The sequence below is a fragment of the Halomonas saccharevitans genome (assembly GCF_032333995.1).
Taxonomy (GTDB): domain Bacteria; phylum Pseudomonadota; class Gammaproteobacteria; order Pseudomonadales; family Halomonadaceae; genus Halomonas; species Halomonas saccharevitans.
This window is the reverse complement of record NZ_JAVXUR010000001.1, coordinates 861,275-879,969: the sequence shown is the minus strand read 5'-3', so window position 1 is coordinate 879,969 and position 18,695 is coordinate 861,275. Positions and strand designations below refer to the sequence as shown.

General features: G+C 65.1%; 18 protein-coding genes, 3 tRNA genes and 2 riboswitches. Of the genes, 19 read left to right on the top strand and 2 right to left on the bottom strand.

Annotation, left to right across the window (positions count from 1 at the left end):
• The first annotated feature begins 62 nt into the window (after positions 1 to 62).
• The 4 genes from RSO68_RS04090 to RSO68_RS04075 all read left to right on the top strand — a co-directional run bounded on the left by RSO68_RS04090 (position 63) and on the right by RSO68_RS04075 (position 2,643).
• Positions 63 to 138, top strand: a tRNA-Glu gene (locus tag RSO68_RS04090).
• A 27-nt stretch (positions 139 to 165) separates the two neighbouring features.
• Positions 166 to 240: transfer RNA gene (locus tag RSO68_RS04085), tRNA-Gly, on the top strand.
• A gap of 180 nt (positions 241 to 420) precedes the next feature.
• A riboswitch (TPP riboswitch) is annotated at positions 421 to 514 on the top strand.
• Between the two features lie 33 nt (positions 515 to 547).
• Entirely contained in the window at positions 548 to 1,324 is a 777-nt protein-coding gene (locus tag RSO68_RS04080; protein WP_315585548.1) for a 3-oxoacyl-ACP reductase, read from the top strand.
• On the top strand, positions 1,321 to 2,643 hold the full coding sequence (locus tag RSO68_RS04075; RefSeq protein WP_315585547.1) for an LLM class flavin-dependent oxidoreductase: 1,323 nt from the start codon (positions 1,321 to 1,323) through the stop codon (positions 2,641 to 2,643). The genes RSO68_RS04080 and RSO68_RS04075 overlap by 4 nt, the downstream gene beginning before the upstream one ends.
• Before the next feature lie 88 nt (positions 2,644 to 2,731).
• Here RSO68_RS04075 and RSO68_RS04070 read toward each other — a convergent pair whose 3' ends face one another.
• The gene (locus RSO68_RS04070) at positions 2,732 to 4,174 is read right to left on the bottom strand and encodes a sodium:solute symporter family transporter (protein ID WP_315585546.1); all 1,443 of its coding nucleotides are present in this window, start codon (positions 4,172 to 4,174) and stop codon (positions 2,732 to 2,734) included.
• Between the two features lie 83 nt (positions 4,175 to 4,257).
• Positions 4,258 to 4,377, bottom strand: a riboswitch (TPP riboswitch).
• Between the two features lie 460 nt (positions 4,378 to 4,837).
• Between RSO68_RS04070 and RSO68_RS04065 the strand changes: the two genes are divergently transcribed.
• The 11 genes from RSO68_RS04065 to RSO68_RS04015 all read left to right on the top strand — a co-directional run bounded on the left by RSO68_RS04065 (position 4,838) and on the right by RSO68_RS04015 (position 13,480).
• The gene (locus tag RSO68_RS04065; RefSeq protein WP_315585545.1) at positions 4,838 to 5,779 is read left to right on the top strand and encodes an ABC transporter ATP-binding protein; all 942 of its coding nucleotides are present in this window, start codon (positions 4,838 to 4,840) and stop codon (positions 5,777 to 5,779) included.
• Positions 5,776 to 6,549 carry an ABC transporter permease gene (locus RSO68_RS04060; RefSeq protein ID WP_089847916.1) on the top strand — a complete coding sequence of 258 codons (774 nt, stop codon included), beginning with the start codon at positions 5,776 to 5,778 and terminating at the stop codon, positions 6,547 to 6,549. Before RSO68_RS04065 ends, RSO68_RS04060 begins: the two co-directional genes overlap by 4 nt.
• 5 nt (positions 6,550 to 6,554) lie before the next feature.
• Complete coding sequence (gene queF, locus RSO68_RS04055) at positions 6,555 to 7,391, top strand: NADPH-dependent 7-cyano-7-deazaguanine reductase QueF (protein WP_315585544.1); 837 nt, start codon at positions 6,555 to 6,557, stop codon at positions 7,389 to 7,391.
• A 284-nt stretch (positions 7,392 to 7,675) separates the two neighbouring features.
• Positions 7,676 to 8,236, top strand: coding sequence for a nitroreductase family protein (locus RSO68_RS04050; protein WP_315585543.1), 561 nt, complete (start codon positions 7,676 to 7,678; stop codon positions 8,234 to 8,236).
• A 3-nt stretch (positions 8,237 to 8,239) separates the two neighbouring features.
• Entirely contained in the window at positions 8,240 to 8,743 is a 504-nt protein-coding gene (locus RSO68_RS04045; RefSeq protein WP_315585542.1) for a YiiD C-terminal domain-containing protein, read from the top strand.
• Between the two features lie 122 nt (positions 8,744 to 8,865).
• Positions 8,866 to 8,953, top strand: a tRNA-Ser gene (locus RSO68_RS04040).
• A gap of 189 nt (positions 8,954 to 9,142) precedes the next feature.
• The gene (locus RSO68_RS04035) at positions 9,143 to 9,505 is read left to right on the top strand and encodes a S24 family peptidase (RefSeq protein WP_315585743.1); all 363 of its coding nucleotides are present in this window, start codon (positions 9,143 to 9,145) and stop codon (positions 9,503 to 9,505) included.
• A 323-nt stretch (positions 9,506 to 9,828) separates the two neighbouring features.
• Positions 9,829 to 10,833 (top strand): DUF2806 domain-containing protein, encoded by a 1,005-nt coding sequence (locus tag RSO68_RS04030; RefSeq protein WP_315585541.1) that lies wholly within the window; start codon positions 9,829 to 9,831, stop codon positions 10,831 to 10,833.
• 16 nt (positions 10,834 to 10,849) lie between these two features.
• Positions 10,850 to 11,512 (top strand): SOS response-associated peptidase, encoded by a 663-nt coding sequence (locus RSO68_RS04025; RefSeq protein WP_315585540.1) that lies wholly within the window; start codon positions 10,850 to 10,852, stop codon positions 11,510 to 11,512.
• A 21-nt stretch (positions 11,513 to 11,533) separates the two neighbouring features.
• Positions 11,534 to 12,223: a hypothetical protein gene (locus RSO68_RS04020; protein ID WP_315585539.1), complete on the top strand. Its 690-nt coding sequence runs from the start codon at positions 11,534 to 11,536 to the stop codon at positions 12,221 to 12,223.
• Between the two features lie 336 nt (positions 12,224 to 12,559).
• A complete protein-coding gene (locus tag RSO68_RS04015) occupies positions 12,560 to 13,480 on the top strand; it encodes a LysR substrate-binding domain-containing protein (RefSeq protein ID WP_315585538.1) in 921 nt (306 codons plus the stop codon).
• A 27-nt stretch (positions 13,481 to 13,507) separates the two neighbouring features.
• On the opposite strand, the gene RSO68_RS04010 is transcribed toward RSO68_RS04015, so the two are convergent.
• Positions 13,508 to 14,392: a LysR substrate-binding domain-containing protein gene (locus RSO68_RS04010; RefSeq protein ID WP_315585537.1), complete on the bottom strand. Its 885-nt coding sequence runs from the start codon at positions 14,390 to 14,392 to the stop codon at positions 13,508 to 13,510.
• Positions 14,393 to 14,519: 127 nt separating this feature from the next.
• Between RSO68_RS04010 and RSO68_RS04005 the strand changes: the two genes are divergently transcribed.
• The 4 genes from RSO68_RS04005 to RSO68_RS03990 all read left to right on the top strand — a co-directional run bounded on the left by RSO68_RS04005 (position 14,520) and on the right by RSO68_RS03990 (position 18,673).
• Positions 14,520 to 15,680 carry a 2-aminoethylphosphonate--pyruvate transaminase gene (locus RSO68_RS04005; RefSeq protein ID WP_315585536.1) on the top strand — a complete coding sequence of 387 codons (1,161 nt, stop codon included), beginning with the start codon at positions 14,520 to 14,522 and terminating at the stop codon, positions 15,678 to 15,680.
• Between the two features lie 118 nt (positions 15,681 to 15,798).
• Positions 15,799 to 16,626, top strand: a complete 828-nt coding sequence (gene phnX, locus RSO68_RS04000; protein WP_315585535.1) for a phosphonoacetaldehyde hydrolase — start codon at positions 15,799 to 15,801, stop codon at positions 16,624 to 16,626.
• A gap of 173 nt (positions 16,627 to 16,799) precedes the next feature.
• Entirely contained in the window at positions 16,800 to 17,510 is a 711-nt protein-coding gene (locus RSO68_RS03995) for a UTRA domain-containing protein (protein WP_315585534.1), read from the top strand.
• A gap of 131 nt (positions 17,511 to 17,641) precedes the next feature.
• Positions 17,642 to 18,673, top strand: coding sequence for a putative 2-aminoethylphosphonate ABC transporter substrate-binding protein (locus tag RSO68_RS03990; protein WP_315585533.1), 1,032 nt, complete (start codon positions 17,642 to 17,644; stop codon positions 18,671 to 18,673).
• The last annotated feature ends 22 nt before the right edge of the window (positions 18,674 to 18,695 follow it).

Genomic DNA, 18,695 nt, shown 5'->3' with positions numbered 1-18,695 from the left:
GCCAAGGCTCGGGTCAGGATCTGGAACGCCAGCCCGGTCGAATCTCCTTTCCCGCTCCATGCGTCCCATTCGTCTAGTGGCCTAGGACACCGCCCTTTCACGGCGGTAACAGGGGTTCGAACCCCCTATGGGACGCCACTTCGCACAAGCACGACCTATAGATTAGCGGGAATAGCTCAGCGGTAGAGCATCGCCTTGCCAAGGCGAGGGTCGGGAGTTCGAATCTCCTTTCCCGCTCCAATCTTGTATTACCCTCCCAGATGTCGATCATGAGCTAAGGCGCTAGCCTGGCTGATGACACTTCGTCGCGTCTCGCTTTTGCTCCAACCGATCCCAGTATCTCCCCGGTCAGGCCAAGGCTCGTATCCTGAGTCGGAACGCCAGCCCGGCTGTTTCTGCTTTCCCGAATGCGCTAAGGTGGCTCGAGACACGGGGTGCGGCCGCGGCCGCTGAGATAATACCCGTCGAACCTGATCCAGTTCACACTGGCGAAGGGATGTCGGCCGGCTCCAGCGCGGCGTCCTTTGCCGCGTATCAAGGAGTTTTCATGGCCGTCTTCTCTCTCCCCATCGACCAGCAGGTCGTGCTCATCACCGGTGGCGCTCGTGGTCTCGGCGCCCACCTGACACGCGCCTTCCTCGATCAGGGCGCCCGCGTGGTGGTCAACTACTACCGGAGCCGCGAGGCCGCCGAGGCGCTGGTGAAGGAGGCGCCGCAGCGGGCGCTGGCCGTCCAGGCCGACGTGCGAGACGCCGACGCGATCAGGGCGCTGTTCGAGCAGGCGTGCGGCCATTTCGGCGCCCCGATCAGCACCGTGGTCAATAATGCCCTGCCGGAGTTCACCTTCAACGGCGACGCGCGCCCCGACGCCGATGCCCTGGACTGGGCGCACCTCCAGCAGCAGCTCGAGGGCGTCAACCGGGGCGCGCTGAACACCATCCAGGCGGCGCTTGCCGGCATGCGCGAGCAGGGTGGCGGGCGCATCATCAACGTCGGCACCAATCTCTTCCAGAACCCCGTCGTGCCCTATCACGACTACACCGCCGGCAAGGCCGCGCTGCTCTCGCTGACCCGCACGCTCTCCAACGACCTGGGGCCCGACGGCATCACCGTGAACATGGTCTCCGGCGGGCTGTTGCGCACCACCGATGCGTCCAGCGCGACCCCGGAGGCGGTCTTCGACCTGATCGCGCAGAATACTCCGCTGCGCCGGGTGACCACGCCGGAGGAGTTCGCCGACGCGGCGCTGTTCTTCGCCTCGCCCTGGGCGAGGGCGGTCACCGGCCAGAACCTGATCGTCGACGGCGGACTGGTGAAGGGATGATGAGGCCGCGCAACCCCGACGAGAGACTGCACCTCAACCTGTTCGTGATGGGCTGTGGCCACCATCGCGCGGCCTGGCGCCATCCCGACTCCAGCGCCGAACGGCTCGGCGACATCGCCTACTACGAGTCGCTGGCCCGCACCGCCGAGCGCGGCAAGCTCGACGCGGTGTTCTTCGCCGACGGCATGAGCGCCGGCAGCGTGGAGGACGGCTTCAACTGGCACCTCGAACCGCTGACCGCGCTCTCCGCCATGAGCCGGGCCACCCGGCACATCGGCCTGATCAGCACGCTCTCGAGCACCTTCTACACGCCTTTCCACGCGGCCCGGCTGGTGGGCTCGCTGGATCACATCTCCGGCGGGCGCGTGGGCTGGAACGTGGTGACCTCGATGTTCGACAGCGAGGCGCGCAATCACGGCTACCCGGCCATGCCGGCCCATGCCGAGCGCTATGCGCGCGCCGAGGAGTTCGTGCAGACGGTGCTGGCGCTGTGGGACAGCTGGTCCGACGACGCCATCGAGCGCGACCGCCAGGGCCGCTACGCTGATCCGGACAAGGTGCGCCGGATCGACCACCACGGCGAGCACTTCCTGGTCGACGGGCCCCTGAACCTGCCGCGCCCGCCCCAGGGCCATCCGGTGCTGGTGCAGGCGGGCGCCTCCTCCCAGGGGCGCGACCTGGCGGCGCGCTACGCCGAGGCGATCTACGCGGTCGCCTACGACCTGGAAACCGCCCAGGGCTACTACCGGGACATCAAGGATCGGGTGGCGGCGGCCGGGCGCAGCGCGCCGGTGCCGATCCTGCCGGGGCTCGTCACCTATGTGGGCTCCACCATGGAGGAGGCCCGGGCCAAGCAGCGGGCGCTGGATGAGTGCCTGCCGGTGGCGGCCTCGCTGCGCCAGCTGGAACTCTTCATCGAGCAGGACTGCAGCGACTGGGCGCTCGATGCGCCGGTGCCGTCGCTGCCGCCGCTCGCCGAGTTCCGCGGCCCCCAGGGGCGCTACGCCACCATCCTGCGTATCATCGAGACCGAGCGGCCGACCCTGCGCCAGCTGCTCGGGCGCCTCGCCGCCGGCGGCGGCCACTGCACCATGATCGGCACCCCGGAGAGCATCGCCGACGAGATGGAACGCTGGTTCCGCGGCCGCGGCGCGGACGGCTTCAACCTGATGCCGCCGTCGCTGCCCGGCGGGATCGATGACTTCGTCGACCAGGTAGTGCCGGAACTGCAGCGCCGCGGGCTGTTCCGCGAGGCGTACACCACCACCACGCTGCGCGGCCACTTCGGCCTCGAACGCCCGGAGGGGCGACACTCTTAGCGCTATCAGTAGCGAGCCCCAGAACGCGAAACGCCCCTCCGTGAGGGGCGTTTTCGTGTCGCTCATGAATAGGGCGGCCGGCCGGCGCTCAGCCCTCGAAGCGTCGCGCGCCGGCGCTCAGCACCGCGAAGTCGAAGCGCTGCTTGGCCGGCAGCAGCGCCAGCAGTGCCAGGCCCGTCACGACCGGCATGAAGGTGGCGAGCAGGAAGGACTCCATCAGGGTGGTCAGGGCGTCGCCCGGCGCCGGGAAGAGGGTGAGGCCGGCGACCAGGCCGCTGAGGGTGGCCAGCACCGCGGCGCGCCCGTCGAAGCGGCGGTTGAACAGCCCGAAGAACACCGGGAAGGCCGCCGCGCAGCACAGCAGGTCGGCCAGCAGGAAGAGATACAGCACGCTGTAGCCCTGGGCGGCCACGAATGTCACCGGCAGTGCCAGCAGCAGGATCAGCCAGCGCGACAGGCGCATCAGCCGCGGGCCGCTGGCGCCGGGCAGCAGGCGCCCGCCGTCCACGGCGATCATGCTCGAGGCGGCGCTGATGGTGGTGTCGGCGCTGCTCATCACCAGCGCCAGGCCCAGGAAGATCAGCCCCACCGCGAACCAGCCCGGGATGTCGGCGAGCAGCACGCTGAACAGCGCGACCGAGCCGTCGCCGGGCAGCCCCAGTCCCACGAACGCCAGGCCGAACAGGCCCATCACGAAGATCATCGGCGCGCTCAGAAGGCCGCCGAGCAGGAAGCCCAGGCTTACGGCGCGGTTGCTCTGGGCGGCATAGACGCGCTGCCAGTTGCCCTGGTAGAAGAGCCCGGTCAGCATCACGGCCAAAAAGAAGGTGAGGCCGGCCTTGAGGCCGCCCAGGTCGGTGACGTCCAGCAGCTGCGGCGCCGTCGCCTCGAGCCCGGCGAGGGTGGGTTCGAGGCCGCCGGCGGCCTGCCAGCCGACGATTAGCAGCACTGCGAGCAGCGGCAGGATCACGATCATCTGCACCTTGTCGGTGAAGATCGAGGCGCGCAGGCCACCGTAGAGGGTGTAGAGCAGGGTGGCGGCCATCACCACCGAGCTGGTCGCCCAGAGCGGGACCGGCGCCAGCAGCCCGACCATCTTGGCGATGGCGGTGATCCCCGCGGCCAGCGAGATGAAGAGATAGAACAGCATGATCACCAGGGTGAAGGCGTACATGGGGCGCCCGTAGCGGCTCATCACGAATTCGGTGAGCGAGTGACCGCCCGGCGAGAGCTGGCGCAGGCGCCGCCCCAGCGGAATCATCACCAGCCTGGGGGCCAGCGAACCGAGCGCATAGCCGGCGATGGCGCCCAGGCCCCCCCAGGTGGCCGCCTGGGCGGGGCCGAACAGGATCCAGGTGCCCAGCGTCGAGGCCATCAGGGTCAGCACCGTGGCGGTGGCGCTCTGGCTGTTGCGGGCGATGATGAAGTCTTCGAGGCTCTCGTGGTGGCGGCGGGCATAGAGCAGGCCCGGCACGGCAAAGAGCGCCGCGAAGGCGATGAGCCACCAGAAGGCGTGGGCGGTCGACAGCATGACGTTCTCCCTAGCATGGAATGGCCCGGCGTGATGCCGAGCGTCGCTACGAGAGGACGCGGTTGCGTTGGGTGAGAAGCGTGGCCGAACGGCACTTCCTTCCCTTCGCCGGCATGATCCGGATCAGGTTCGAAGGGTTACCGGGCGTGCCGCGAGGCACGCTGCCGGAATCTCAGTCCGCGAGGACTCCCCCAGGAATGCGCTCCAGCCTAGGGCCCCGGCGTCACGGGGTCAACACGGCCCGCGGCGCCCGCGGCAACGATGAGCATGCGAACTGTCACGTCGGTGGCGTAAGATGGTAGGCCGCTAGGGGCGGGCAGGCACCGGTCGCTGCCTGATGTTCGGCTCGAGCGGCGGAAGGCAGGTTGGATCTGGCGAGGGGCGCCGAGGACAGGTCGAAGAGGGGGTCCTACGCCAGGGATGGCGTCGGTAGCGCCCAGGGAGGGGTTCACAGCGCCCCCTCGTTGGTCCGACACTTCGGGACCTGTCGACGGATCAGCCCCGAGCGATAACGCCAACTGCAATAGCCCTGCGGCGGAGGGGCGGCGGCTTGAATTGCGCCGTGGCGCCCCCATCTCAGCGCCCCGTGTGCCGGGACGCGAGCGGGTTTTTTCCGGCGCGTGCCGCCGCGGCACCCCATTCATCTTCTGTACGGGATCTTTCATGGCCGAACCGGCTCTGTCCATCCGTGGCCTGACCAAGGTCTACGGCAATGGCTTCGAGGCCCTCAAGGGCATCGACCTCGACGTCGCCCAGGGCGACTTCTACGCCCTGCTGGGCCCCAACGGCGCCGGCAAGTCGACCACCCTGGGCGTGGTCTGCTCGCTGGTGCAGAAGACCGCGGGGAAGATCACGATCTTCGGCATCGACGTCGACACCGACTTCGCCCGGGCCAAGTACCACCTCGGCGTGGTGCCCCAGGAGTTCAACTTCAGCCAGTTCGAGAAGGTCATCGACATCGTGCTGGCCCAGGCGGGCTACTACGGGATGTCGCGGCGCGAGGCGCTGCCCCGCGCCGAACAGCTGCTGCGCGACCTGAGCCTCTGGGACAAGCGCAACGGCCCCGCACGGATGCTCTCTGGCGGCATGAAGCGCCGGCTGATGATCGCCCGGGCGCTGATGCATCGCCCCAAGCTCTTGATCCTCGATGAGCCCACCGCCGGGGTCGACATCGAGCTGCGCCGCAGCATGTGGGAGTACATGCGCCGCATCAACCGGGAGGAGGGTGTCACCATCATCCTCACCACCCACTATCTCGAGGAGGCCGAGAGCCTCTGTCGCCGCGTGGGCATCATCAACCACGGCGAGATCGTGCGCGACACCAGCGTGCGCGAGCTGCTCGCCGAGCTCGATACCGAGACCTTCCTGCTCGATCTTGCCCATCCGGTAGAGGCGGCCCCCGAGGTCGAGGGCTTCGAGATCAGCCGGGTGGACGATGCCCAGCTGGCGGTGGTGGTGCACCGCGGCCAGCGGCTCAACGACGTCTTCGCAGCGCTCAGCGAGCAGGGCATGCAGGTGATGTCGATGCGCAACCGCGCCAATCGCCTGGAGGAGATGTTCGTCTCCATGGTGGAAGACGACCAGCAGAAGGAGGCGCGCCCATGAATCCCCAGCAGATCGCCATCGCTCTATGGACCCTGGTTCACAAGGAAATCAAGCGCTTCACGCGAATCTGGCCGCAGACCCTGCTCCCGCCGTCGATCACCATGACGATGTATTTCATCATCTTCGGCAACCTGATCGGCTCGCGGATCGGCGAGATGGACGGCTACAGCTACATGGACTTCATCGTCCCCGGGCTGATCATGATGGCGGTGATCACCAACAGCTACTCCAACGTGGCGTCATCCTTCTTCTCCAACAAGTTCCAGCGCTCCATCGAGGAGATGATGGTCTCGCCGATGCCCAACTGGGTGATCCTCTCCGGCTTCGTGCTCGGCGGCATGGCCCGGGGCCTGGGCGTGGGGCTGATCGTCACCGGGGTGTCGCTGTTCTTCACCCGCATCGAGGTGGCCCACCCGCTGCTCACGGTCTTCGTGGTGGTGCTGACCGCGGCGCTGTTCGCCATCGGCGGCTTCATCAACGCCCTGCTGGGCAAGAAGTTCGACGACATCTCCATCGTGCCGACCTTCGTGCTGACGCCGCTGACCTACCTGGGCGGCGTCTTCTACTCGATCTCGCTGCTGCCGGACTTCTGGCAGGGCGTCTCGATGCTCAATCCCATCCTCTACATGGTCAACGTCTTCCGCTACGGCTTCCTCGGGGTCTCCGACATCCCGGTGGGCTGGGCGCTGGCGGCCGTGCTGGCCTTCATCAGCGTGCTCTACGGCGTCGCGCTGTGGATGCTGAAGCATGGCAAGGGCATCAGGAGCTGACAGACATGACCCAACATCGACCCGACACCCTCACCCACGCCCCGCTGGGGCGTGAGTCCGCCTATCCCGAGCACTACGATGCCGGGCTGCTCTATCCCATTCCCCGGGCCGCCAACCGCGCGCCGCTGGGCATCGAGGAAGGCCCCTTGCCCTTCGTCGGCGAGGACGAGTGGCATGCCTTCGAGGTCTCCTGGCTCAACGCCCGGGGCAAGCCGCTGGTCGCCGTGGCGCGCTTTCGCCTGCCGGCCGAGTCGCCCTACCTGATCGAGTCCAAGTCCTGGAAGCTCTACCTCAACGGCTTCAACCAGACCCGTTTCGAGAGCCGCCAGGCGGTGATCGATACCCTGCTGCGCGACCTGGCTCAGGCGGCCGGCGCGCCCGTCTCCGTCGAGCTGCTCGACGTGAACGACGCCGCACTGGCGGTGAAGCGCCTGCCCGGCGAGTGCCTGGACGATCTCGACATCGAGGTCACCGACTACACCCCGAGCGCCGAGCACCTCACGGCGGGGGAGGAGATCGTCGAGGAGACGCTCTATTCCCACCTGCTCAAGTCCAACTGCCCGGTCACCGGCCAGCCCGACTGGGGCAGCGTGCTGATCCGCTACCGCGGCCCCAGGCTCGACCGCGAGGGGCTGCTGCGCTACCTGATCGGCTATCGCCAGCACCAGGACTTCCACGAGCACTGCGTGGAGCACATCTTCACCGACCTGATGGCCCGCGCCCGGCCGGAGCGGCTGATGGTGCTGGCGCGCTACGTGCGCCGCGGCGGGCTCGACATCAGCCCCTGGCGCGCCACCCCCGGCGAGCGGCCTCCCGAGCCGCTGCGGCTCTCTCGGCAATAAGGACGCGCAGCAGAGAGGCACGAGGCGGGCAGGGCTATCGCAGTTACGAAAGCCGAGGGGCGCTGGGGGCAATCTGACGAGGAGATCCTACGCCAGGGATGGCGTCGGTAGCGCCCAAGGAAGGGTTCACAGCGCCTCCTCACAGGCTTGCTCCCAGATCAGCCCCGAGCGATGTATCTATCTGCGATAGCCCTAACGAGGAGGGCGCCGGCACGACAGTCGCCCGGGCAGCTGATAGAGTGACGAGAAAGATTCTCGTCTGAAAAACCCAAGGGAGAGACTCAATGGACGCGCTGACGCTGCTGCACGAACGCAGTTCCATGGGCAAGCTGATGGGCCCGCCGCCGAACCCCGAACAGCTCGAGGCGATCTACCGGGCGGCCCTGCGCGCGCCGGACCACAAGGAGCTGCGCCCCTGGCGCTTCATCGAGTTCTCCGGCGAGGGCCTCTCGCGCCTCGGCGAGCTGTTCGCCGAGGCCGAGTTCCGCGAGGACCCCCACGCCAGTGACGCCACCCTCAACGCGGCCCGCAAGAAGCCGCAGCGCGCGCCGATGATCATCGCGGTGATCGCCAAGGTCACCCCGGACGAGCCCAAGGTGCCGAAGATCGAGCAGGTGATCTCCGCCGGCTGCGCCGCCCACGGCGTGCTGCTCGCCGCCCACGCTCAGGGGCTCGGTGCCATGTGGCGCAGCGGCAAGTACGCCTTCGACCCCACCGTGCGCAAGGGGCTGGGGCTCGCCGAGGACGACGAGGTGGTGGCCTTCCTCTACCTGGGCACCCTGGGCGGGCGCCACAAGCCGCTGCCCGAGCACGACATCGACGCCTTCGTCGAGCGCTGGGACTGACCCATGCGCGAGATCGGCGTTCCCCACCCGCGCTTGCCGCTGCCCGCCGCCGGCGGCGAGGACGACATGGCCGCGTTCCTCGCCTGGCTGGGCGAGGCGATTCCCATGGTGGGCGCACTCGGTATCCGCGAGATGACCCGCGATGACGAGCGCCTCACCTGGCAGCTGGCGCTCACACCTAGCCTCAACGACAAGGGCACCGGCTTCGGCGGCGCGCTCGCCGCCCAGACGACCCTGCTCGGCTGGTGCTGGACCACGCTCTGGCTGCGCCGCCGCGGCCTCGCCCGGGACGTGGTGGTCGCCGAGTCCACCCAGCGCTTCCTGGCGCCCGTGACCGGCGACTACCGGCTGGTCTGCGAGCCCGAGGCGGACGACGGCCCCGCCAGCCTCGCCGAGCGCCTGGAGCGGCGCGGCAAGGGGCGCATCGCCCTGGTCCAGCGTCTCTGGTGCGGAGACACTCTCTGCCTGGAAGCGCGGGGCGACTACGCGGTGCTGCCCGAGGCCTGAGCCGGGCGGCATGGGGCCGCATGAAAACCGCGAAACTGGCTTGCATTCGCGGACTTAAGTCGTTAGTATATGCGCCGTTCTTGAGCAAAAGGCCACGCGCCAAAGCTGAAGGATAACAATGCGGAGGGGTGTCCGAGTGGTCGAAGGAGCGCGCCTGGAAAGCGCGTAAGTCGAAAGGCTTCGAGGGTTCGAATCCCTCCCCCTCCGCCACGAATATCGATTAAGCCGCTGATTTCAGCGGCTTTTTCTTTGCCTGCATTTTCTTAACCCACACTTTGACCCACACCTAGTACCTGGCTTCCATAGGCTCCTTCAGGACGTCCTTGGACGGCCTTTCTCCTCGTGCTGTCGCTCTTCCTGCCGCCATGCCTAATCTGGGCAGTCATTTCCTATTCAGGAATGACAGCCGTTCAGGCTTTCGGTACTGTCGTCCTAAGTGTTGTGAGCAGCAATGAGCTTGGGAGTGGTGACATAGCGTTTCTAGCTTTCTCTTCGGACACACCCACGCAGCTGACACGGTGGGACTGGTGTTGGTGCCTCGGACAAGAGGCCGAGCTGAAGCCGCGACCCGCACCCGGAAGGGTGTTCCTGCTGCTGGTGCACGGTGAGCGGCGCATCAAGCGCGTGCAGCGCGTCGCCGGCGGCGCCTGGTTGCTGATCAGCGACAACCCGCGCTATGAGAAGGAATTTATCAAGCCGCAGGACATGAAGGATGTAGAGATCCTGGGTCGGTGCGAGATTCGCATTGGACGGGTTTTGTAACTGTAAAATTAAAATAGCATTCCTGCACAGACAGGACGTTGTAAGTGCGGTTTAAGGCCGCCGCGATCGATGGGAAACCACCCGGAAAGGGCATTACAACGAAGACGCAAGGAGGCGTAGGGATGAAGCGTGCACTGTTCACTCTCCTTAGAGGTGTATCCCAGGAGACCGAAGGCCAAGTGGTGACAGTTCTGGAAGGCATGTGACATGCGCCTGCTGATAATAGCTCTTTGGCCGTGTCTTTACTCGCAGACAGTATCGCTAAAGCGATTGCTGTTAATGCGTGAAGTTTTTAAAGTTTCTGTTTTCTGCGGGGGAAGTAAGTGAATATCGAAGTTAGTGATATGTTTGGATTGAGTCAGCCAATTACAAAGCTTATTGAGGTTACTTCCAGAGGGCTGGGTAGGTCCACGGATGCATTCTTTAGGGTAAGGAATGCAAAAGCTTTCGCTAAAGAGCTTGAGGTCGTTTCTGGAGCATTAGAGAACCATGGGAAAGCTTTGGGGGGGGTTAAGTTTTCCAGAGAGGATATAGAAGTATTGTCCTCTGAGACGGGCCTGCCCTCTGAAAGCGTGGAGCAGTATACAGCACTGGCCCAGCGAGCCTACTCCGCAGGTGTAGCATCTTCAATGCGTAAACAGGCTAACACCGAAAGTGTATTGAGTGCCGCTGCTGAAGAACTAAAGGAAGAGGAGTATGTTCCTGAAGAGGATGTTGATGAAGATTGGCTTTCATTGTACTTCTCTATAATAGAAAATGTTAGCAGTGATTACATGAAGCTCCTGTGGGGTAAAGTTCTTGCTGGGCAAATAAAATCACCTGATCGCTTCTCTCTTAGGACGTTGGATGTTTTACGAACAATGAGCGCTCGGGAGGCAGAGTTGTTTTCTCAAGTGGCTAGGCATGCAGTCACTGATAATGGAAAAGAACCCAGTCATATTCTTCTTCCTCAGGATGAGTTGTTGGAATTTCATGATGATATGGCTTTTGGGGACTATAATCTTCTTGAGCAGATTGGCCTTGTTCAAGGCCTGTCGTTAACTTTTAGTAATCTTCGGTCAGGTGCAAGAATTATTTTGAGGAATGGTGGTAAGGCTGGTCGCATAGACTTTAAGGAAGAAGTTTATAAGATTTCTATTAATTATACTGCGTTCACTAGGATTGGGCTTGATCTTTTTTCTCTGGTTCAGGAAAGAGGTGGTAGTGAGCAGTATTTAGAAAAGGTTCTCGGATTGTTTGATGTGAAGACACCCCATCAAAAGGTGGTGTCTGACCTTGCGTACAGGGAAGGTAAGCTCTTTATGGTTAATGAGAAAACCCTTACTTAAGGTGTCGTAAATAAGAATGTGCGGCCGCTTCGCTCTTTATAGCCCATATCCCAAGCTCTCCCAGGCCTTGCGCCTGCTGCTGGAGCCTCGGGAGCTGACGCCTCGCTACAATGTGGCGCCGGGCACCTGGATCACCGCGGTGCGCCATCCCAGCGATGACGCGCCGCTGGTGATGGATGAGGTGTGGTGGGGCTACCGGCCGCGCTGGGCGAAGGAGAAGGCGCCCGAGCCCATCAACGCCACAGTAGAGAAGGTGGCCACCTCCAACTACTTCCGCGGGGCGTTCGCCCATCACCGCTGCCTGGTGCCGGCGGATGGCTGGTACGAGTGGCTGCCCGTGGACGGGAAGAAGCAGCCGCACTTCCTGTGCCGCGAGGATCGCGAGCCGATCTGGCTGGCGGGCATCTGGAGCGAACGGCCGGATGGTAAGCCGGGATGCGCCATCCTCACCGAGCCGGCCCGTGGCGTGGCCAAGGAGATCCACGATCGCATGCCGCTGGCCCTGGATGCCGAGAGTTTAGAGCCCTGGCTCGACACGCACCTTACCGATCGCGAGACGATCCGCCACGTGGTGCACCATTTTTCCGCTGACCTGATCACCCACTGGCAGGTGAGCACGCGGCTGAACAAGCCCACGCATGATTCACCAGTGTTAATTCAACAGGCCGATGTTTTTTGATTTCATCTTTAGTGGTGGCTTATGAATAGAAAACATACGATTGATTTGCTGTTTTTCTTTTTCTTTTTTCTCCAGATAGCATCTGTAGCTTACCTTTATTTCTATTGGAAGTATCTGGGGGTGGATGCTTTTCTGTATATTTCCATTGAAGATATTCTTCTTGCTTCAGGTGGCATAGTATTCCTTTTTTCATGGGTTTTTATAATTATATGTTTTAGTGTCTTCTTTATGCCAGGAGGAAAGGACTTCCAAGAGATGGAGGATGGTAAGCCCTGGCTTGGTTTTTTTGGGGTCATTGTTTGTTTTTTGGTTTTTTTGGGGGAGGCTCTGTATCTCCCTGAATATATGCGATCATATTTTTATGCAAGCATTACAGTGTTCGCATATCTAACAAGATACCTCTCTTCGATATTATTTCATCCATCAGGGTTGAATAATATTTTTAATAACAAGGTGGTGTCGTATATCTGTCTTTCTTTGGTAATTACTGGCTTGATAATGGTTGTCCCCCTTTCTATATGGAACGCTAGAGTAGATGTTAGTCGAGGGCATGCTGGGGAGAATGTTAAGTATGTGGCTATAGCTGGCTGTGAGGAGTGCTATTTCGGCTTTCTTGGCAAGCTGGGGGATTATGTGTTTATGTATAGTTCGCGTGCTAATAAGATTGTTGCGATCCCAAGTTCAAGAGTCGAAAGCATTACTTATCATTGAAGATAGCGTGGACAGATAACTTGTATGGTTATGTTTTTGTAGCCGGTAGATCATCCCGCCGAGTACTCCAGCACAGCGTACGATGGGCACAGATCAAGTGCTATGCGGTCTCGGCGGTAGGCCGTCCAAGATTGACGGTACCATGCCTCATCTTCCTATTGAGCTCGTCAAGGGCGGCGCGCTCGGATGTGTTGAGCAGCACAAGCTGTTGGCGGTTGGCGTCGTTGGTTCAGGAAAGCGTCGCGTTCATCGGGTTGATCGTGTTCCCGACACCGCGGCATATGAGAAAATCTCGCCCTCACCCGACACTCCTCCCGCGACGTTAAGGCCCCGCCCGTGAGCCACCAGCCCCCCTCCATGAAGTCGCTGATCGCGTTCGAGGCCACCGCGCGCCTGGGCTCGATGACGGCGGCGGCGGATGCTGAGCGCACCAGCCAGCCGACCATCTCGCAGCGCATCCGGGCGCTGGAGGAGCGGGTCGGGCTGCCGCTGTTCGATCGCCAGGGCGGGCGGCTTTCGCTGAACGCCCAGGGCGAGCGCTTCTATCGGGAGGTGGCACCTGGCCTCAAGTCGGTGCGCGAGGCCTGCGAGCGGGTGATGCAGGAGGGGCGGCGGCCGTCGCCCTCGGTGGTGATCGCCGCCGGCTCCGGCTTCACGCACCTCTGGCTGCTGCCGCGCCTGCCGGCGCTCAAGCGGGCCTTTCCGGAGGTCACCTTCCAGCTGATGCCGATCGATCGCGCCGACGACCCGGAGCTGCAGGCCGCCGACATCGCCATCCGCTTCGGGCCCAGAACGCCGCACGCCGAGGCGCGCTTGATGGCAAGCGAGGCTGTCTTCCCGGTGTGCAGCCCGGCCTATGCCGACCAGCACGGCCTGACCGACACGCTGAGCTCGGAGGCGCTGCCCGACCTCGCGCTGCTGCATCAGGACATCAAGGACCCGCGCTGGCTCGACTGGAGGCAGTGGTGCCACACCGCGGGGCTGAGCCTCGCGCCGCGCGACGACGTCTTCGCCTACTACAACTACGCGCTGCTGCTGAACGCCGCGCTCGCCCACCAGGGCGTGGCGCTCGGCTGGTCGATCCTCGTCGAGGAGCACCTGGCGAACGGCCAGCTGGTCGCGCTGGGGCCGCGGGTCACGCGGCGCGACTACGGCTACTGGCTGAGCGTCAAGCATCACCGCAGCGCGATGCTCGAGCCGATCGGCGACTGGCTGCTCGAGGCGGTCCACCGCCGCCAGCCCGGCGCCCAGGCGTAGCGAGGCCAAGACACGATGGACTGAGCCTCACCCCTCGGGCTCGGCGAGGGCCTCGCGCACCACCTCCAGGAAACCCGCCACCAGGCGCCGTTCGCTCTGCTGACGCAGGCAGACCAGGGTCTCGATCATGCAGTGGCCGCTGTCCTCGATGGCGAGCCGATGCATGCCGGGATGATGGCCGGCCTCGGCCGCCGAGACGATCCCCACGCCGAGCCCCGCCGCCACCAGCTCGAAGACGGCCTCGCGCCCCTCGGCCTCGATGGCCGGCGTGAGCGCGAGCCCCGCCGCGCGCAGCTCCGCCTCCAGGGCCTGGCGGGTCATGGAGCCGCGTTCGCGGAGCACCAGCGGGGCCCGGGCGAGATCGGCCAGGCGTATCGAGCGCCAGCGGGCCCAGGCGTGGTCGGCGGGCACGAAGGCGATCAGCGGGGCGCGGCTCAGTTCCACCGTCAGCAGGCGCGGATCCTCCACCGTGCGGCCCAGCACGGCGAAGTCGGCGCGGTGCTCGAACAGCCGCGAGAGGGCCTCGTCGGTGTTGCCGGTCATCAGCTGGAAGCGTACCCCGGGATAGCGCGCCTGAAAGCGGGCGATAAAGCGGCGCACGTGCATCGGCGAGTCCACCGCCAGGGTGAGTTTGCCCGATTGCAGGTCCCGGGCGCCGGCCAGCAGCGCCTCGGCCTCGTCGGCGGCGGCGAACAGCCGCTGGGTGATGCCGAGCAGCCGCTCACCCACGTCGGTGAGTTCCATCGAGCGCCGACTGCGGCGCAGCAGGCTGACGCCGAAGCGCTCCTCCAGCTTGCGCACCTGGTCGGAGACCGCCGGCTGGCTGAGGCAGAGGCGTTCGGCGGCGCGGGTGAAGCTGCCGTGGACGGCCACCGCATGAAAGGCGCGTAGCTGCGCGTGGGAAAGGGACATGGTTTCACTATAAGTTCAGCTTTTATCAAAGATACGATAAATCGATTTTATCTATGGTCAAGCGGCTGGTCTGATGGGCACCACTTTTCTTTGACCATTTCTCCTCATTACGTAGTCGGAGTCGCCCATGTCCCTCGCCACCGCCACGCCCCCCGTCGACGCGCCCGGTCAGCACGCGCCCTACCTGCTGACCCCCGGCCCCCTGACCACCAGCGACACCATCAAGGCCGCGATGCTCCACGACTGGGGCTCTTGGGACGACGACTTCAACCGCCTGACCGCCGAGATCCGGGCGCAGCTGCTCGAGATGGCCGGCGCCTCGGATAACGACTACGCCTGCGTGCCCCTGCAGGGCAGCGGCACCTTCGCCGTGGAGGCGGCGCTGGCCACCGCCATCGATCGCCACGGCAAGGCCCTGGTGCTCGCCAACGGCGCCTACGGCCAGCGCGCCGCCAAGATCCTCGATTATCTGGGCCGCGAGCACGTGGTGCTCGACAAGGGCGACTATCTGCCGCCCCGGGGCGAGGAGGTGGCCGCATGGCTCGATGCCGACCCCGAGATCACCGACGTCTTCCTGGTCCACTGCGAAACGAGCTCCGGCATCCTCAATCCTCTGGCCGAGATCGCCGAGGTGGTCAAGGCCCGGGGCAAGGGGCTGATCGTCGACGCCATGAGCTCCTTCGGCGCGGTGCCGCTGAGCGTCGAGGCGCTGAACGTCGACGTGCTGGTCTCCTCGGCCAACAAGTGCATCGAGGGGGTGCCCGGCTTCGGCTTCGTGATCCTGCGCCGCGATCTGCTCGAGGCCAGCGCCGGCCGTTCCCACTCGTTGAGCCTCGATCTGTATGAGCAGTGGCGCTACATGGAGCGCACCGGCCAGTGGCGCTTTACCCCGCCGACCCACGTGGTCGCCGCCTTTCACACGGCGCTGGCCGAGCACCGCGCCGAGGGCGGGGTGGCAGGGCGCCTGGCCCGCTACACGCGCAGCCGCGAGCGGCTGGTGGCCGGCATGCGCGAGCTGGGCTTTGCCACCCTGCTCGAGGATCGCTGGCTGTCGCCGATCATCACCACCTTCGTAAGCCCCGGCCATCCCGCCTTCGACTTCGGCCGCTTCTACGCCGAGCTCAAGGCCCGGGGCTTCATGATCTATCCGGGCAAGCTGACCGAGGCCGAGAGCTTTCGCATCGGCTGCATCGGCCGCCTGGATGTCGCGGTGGTCGAGCGCCTGCTCGGCGCCGTGCGCGAGGCCCTCGACGCCATGGGCGTCGACGATGCCCGCCCGGCGGCCTGAGCCGCCACTTTCCTTTGCAACCAACCACTGAACACACGCCGCTCTTCAGTGAACACACGCCACTCTTCAATGAACACACGCCACTGCCCCTGAAACGGAAAACAAAGAGGAACGCCTCATGAACTACAACGCCCCCGACCGCCTGCAGGCCGCCATTCACGACTGGGCCGGCACCGTGGTGGACTTCGGCTCCTTCGCGCCGACCCAGATCTTCGTCGATGCCTTCGCCGAGTTCGGCGTCGCGCTCAGCCTGGAGGAGGCCCGCGGCCCCATGGGCATGGGCAAGTGGGATCACATCCGCGCCCTGTGCGATGTTCCCGAGATCGCCGCGCGCTGCGCCGAGGTGTTCGGCCATGCGCCCACCGATGCCGACGTGACCGCCCTCTACGAGCGCTTCATGCCGCTGCAGGTCGAGAAGATCCCCGAGCACTCGGCGCTGATTCCCGGCGCCATCGAGGCGATCGCCGCCATGCGCGAGCAGGGCATGAAGATCGGCTCCTGCTCCGGCTATCCCGCCGTGGTCATGGAGCGGGTCGTGGAGATGGCGGCGCAGCGCGGCTATAAGGCCGACCACGTGGTGGCCTCCGACGAGGTGCCCAACGGCCGTCCGCATCCGGCCCAGGCGCTGGCCAGTGTCATCGCGCTGGGCATCGAGGACGTCGCCGCCTGCGTGAAGATCGACGACACCACCCCGGGCATTCTCGAGGGGCGTCGCGCCGGCATGTGGACGGTGGGCCTGACCTGCTCGGGCAATGCCCTGGGCCTGACCCTCGAGGAGTTCCAGGCGCTCTCGCCCGCGGCCCTGGCCGAGGGGCGCGCCCGGGTCGCCCGGGAGTTCGAGCCCTCGCGGCCCCACTACCTGATCGACACCATCGCCGACCTGCCGGGGGTGATCGACGACATCAATGCCCGGCTGGCCCGCGGCGAGATGCCCCAGGCCTGCTGAGCGGGCGCCGCCTTGAAGGATGACACGACCGGGCTCAGGCCCGGTCGTTCTCGTTGGGAAAGCGTCAGGGCGGGGCGGTGACGCCGGATAGTGCTCATGTGCCAGAATCGAGCCTCGCCCCGGCCTCCGGCCGGCCACCGGCCACGGCTTCCCCGCCAGCAGGACTCCCCGACATGAGCGACGCCTACTACCTCCACCTCACCGACCGCCTGCGCGACCTCCTGGAGACTCCCGAGGCCTTCGGTGATGATCGGCTGCCGTCCGAGCGGATGCTGGCCGAACGCTTTCGCACCACGCGGGTGACCCTGCGCCAGGCCCTGGCGCAGCTGGAGGGAGAAGGGCGCATCCATCGCAGCAACCGCCGCGGCTGGTTCGTCTCGCCGCCGCCCCTCGACTACGACCCGACCCGGGACGCCGGCTTCAACGACTACGTGCAGGCCCAAGGGCGCCGCCCGCGCACCGAGGTGCTGCTCACCGATATCCGCCCCCATCGCCCGGCCGCCGAGGCGCTTGGCCTGCCCATCGATCATCCCTTCCATCACATTCGCCGGCGCCGCTTCGTGGACGACCGCGCGGTGCTCTCGGAGTCGCTCTGGGTCGTGCCGGAGCGTGCCCCGCGGCTGCTCGAGGGGGACTTCACCGCCTCGCTGTGGGGGCAGCTTCGGGACCGCTGGGGGGTGACGCTGGCCCATCGCTCGCTGCGTCTCTACTCCGAGGCGCTGCGCGCCCAGGAAGCGGAGGAACTGGGGGTGGCCGCCGGGACGGCCGGCCTGAGCCTGCGTCGTGCCATTTTCGACGCCCATCATCGGCCGGTGGAGTACGACGAGGAGCACTGGCTGCACAACGCGCTGTGCATCACGGTGGACCTGGAAAATACCGCGTAATCAATCGTCTGCATTTTTCACTCGACGTTCAAAGAACTGTCATGCAAGCGTCACGCGGCATCGCCAGACTCTTGGTATATACCAGATAGGCACTGGCCCATCTGATCTTCACCAAGCACTGGAGCACGACGATGTCCCTCTTTTCCCGTTCCCTGCTGGCCGCCGCGGTGGGCCTCGCCATGACCACCGGGGCCCAGGCGGCCACCGAGCTGACCGTCTACACCGCCGTCGAGGCGGACGACCTGCAGAAGTACGCCGCGCGCTTCGAGCTCGCGCATCCGGAGATCGAGATCAAGTGGGTGCGGGACTCCACCGGCGTCATCACCGCGCGCCTGCTGGCCGAGAAGGACAATCCCCAGGCCGACGTGGTCTGGGGCCTGGCCGCCACCAGCCTGCTGGTGCTGGAAGAGGAGGGCATGCTGTCCCGCTACGCGCCCGAGGGCGTGGAGGCCCTGGACCCCAAGTTCGTCGATCCGGCCATCCGCGAGGGAAAGGATCCGGCCTGGGTCGGCATGGACGCCTGGGTGGCGTCGATCTGCTACAACACCATCGAAGGCGAGCGCCTGGGCGTGCCCAAGCCCAGCTCCTGGGAAGACCTCACCCGCCCCGAGTATGAGGGCCATGTGATCATGCCCAACCCCAGCTCTTCCGGCACCGGCTACCTGGACGTGGCCAGCTGGATGCAGCTGTGGGACGAGGAGGGCGGCTGGGACTACATGGACCGCCTGCACCAGAACATCGCCCGCTACACCCACTCGGGCTCGGCCCCCTGCAACCTCGCGGCCTCCGGCGAGACCGTGGTGGGCGTCTCCTTCGCCTTCCGCGGCGCGCGTCTCGCGTCCCAGGGCGCGCCCCTCGAGCTGGTCTTCCCCGAGGAGGGTGTCGGCTGGGACATGGAGGCGGCGGCCATCATCGAAGGCAGCGACCGGCGCGAGGCCGCCGAGACCCTGCTCGACTGGGCCGTCACCGAGGAAGCCAACGCGCTCTACAACGAGGGCTATGCGGTGGTGGCCTATCCCGGCGTGGCCGAGCCCATCGAGAACTATCCCGAGAACATCACCGAGCTGATGATCGAGCCCGACTTCAACTGGGCGGCCAACCACCGCGAGCGTCTGCTCGGCGAGTGGCAGCGCCGCTACGACGGCAAGTCTGACAGCCAGTAATCCCCTCGCCATCCTCGTCATC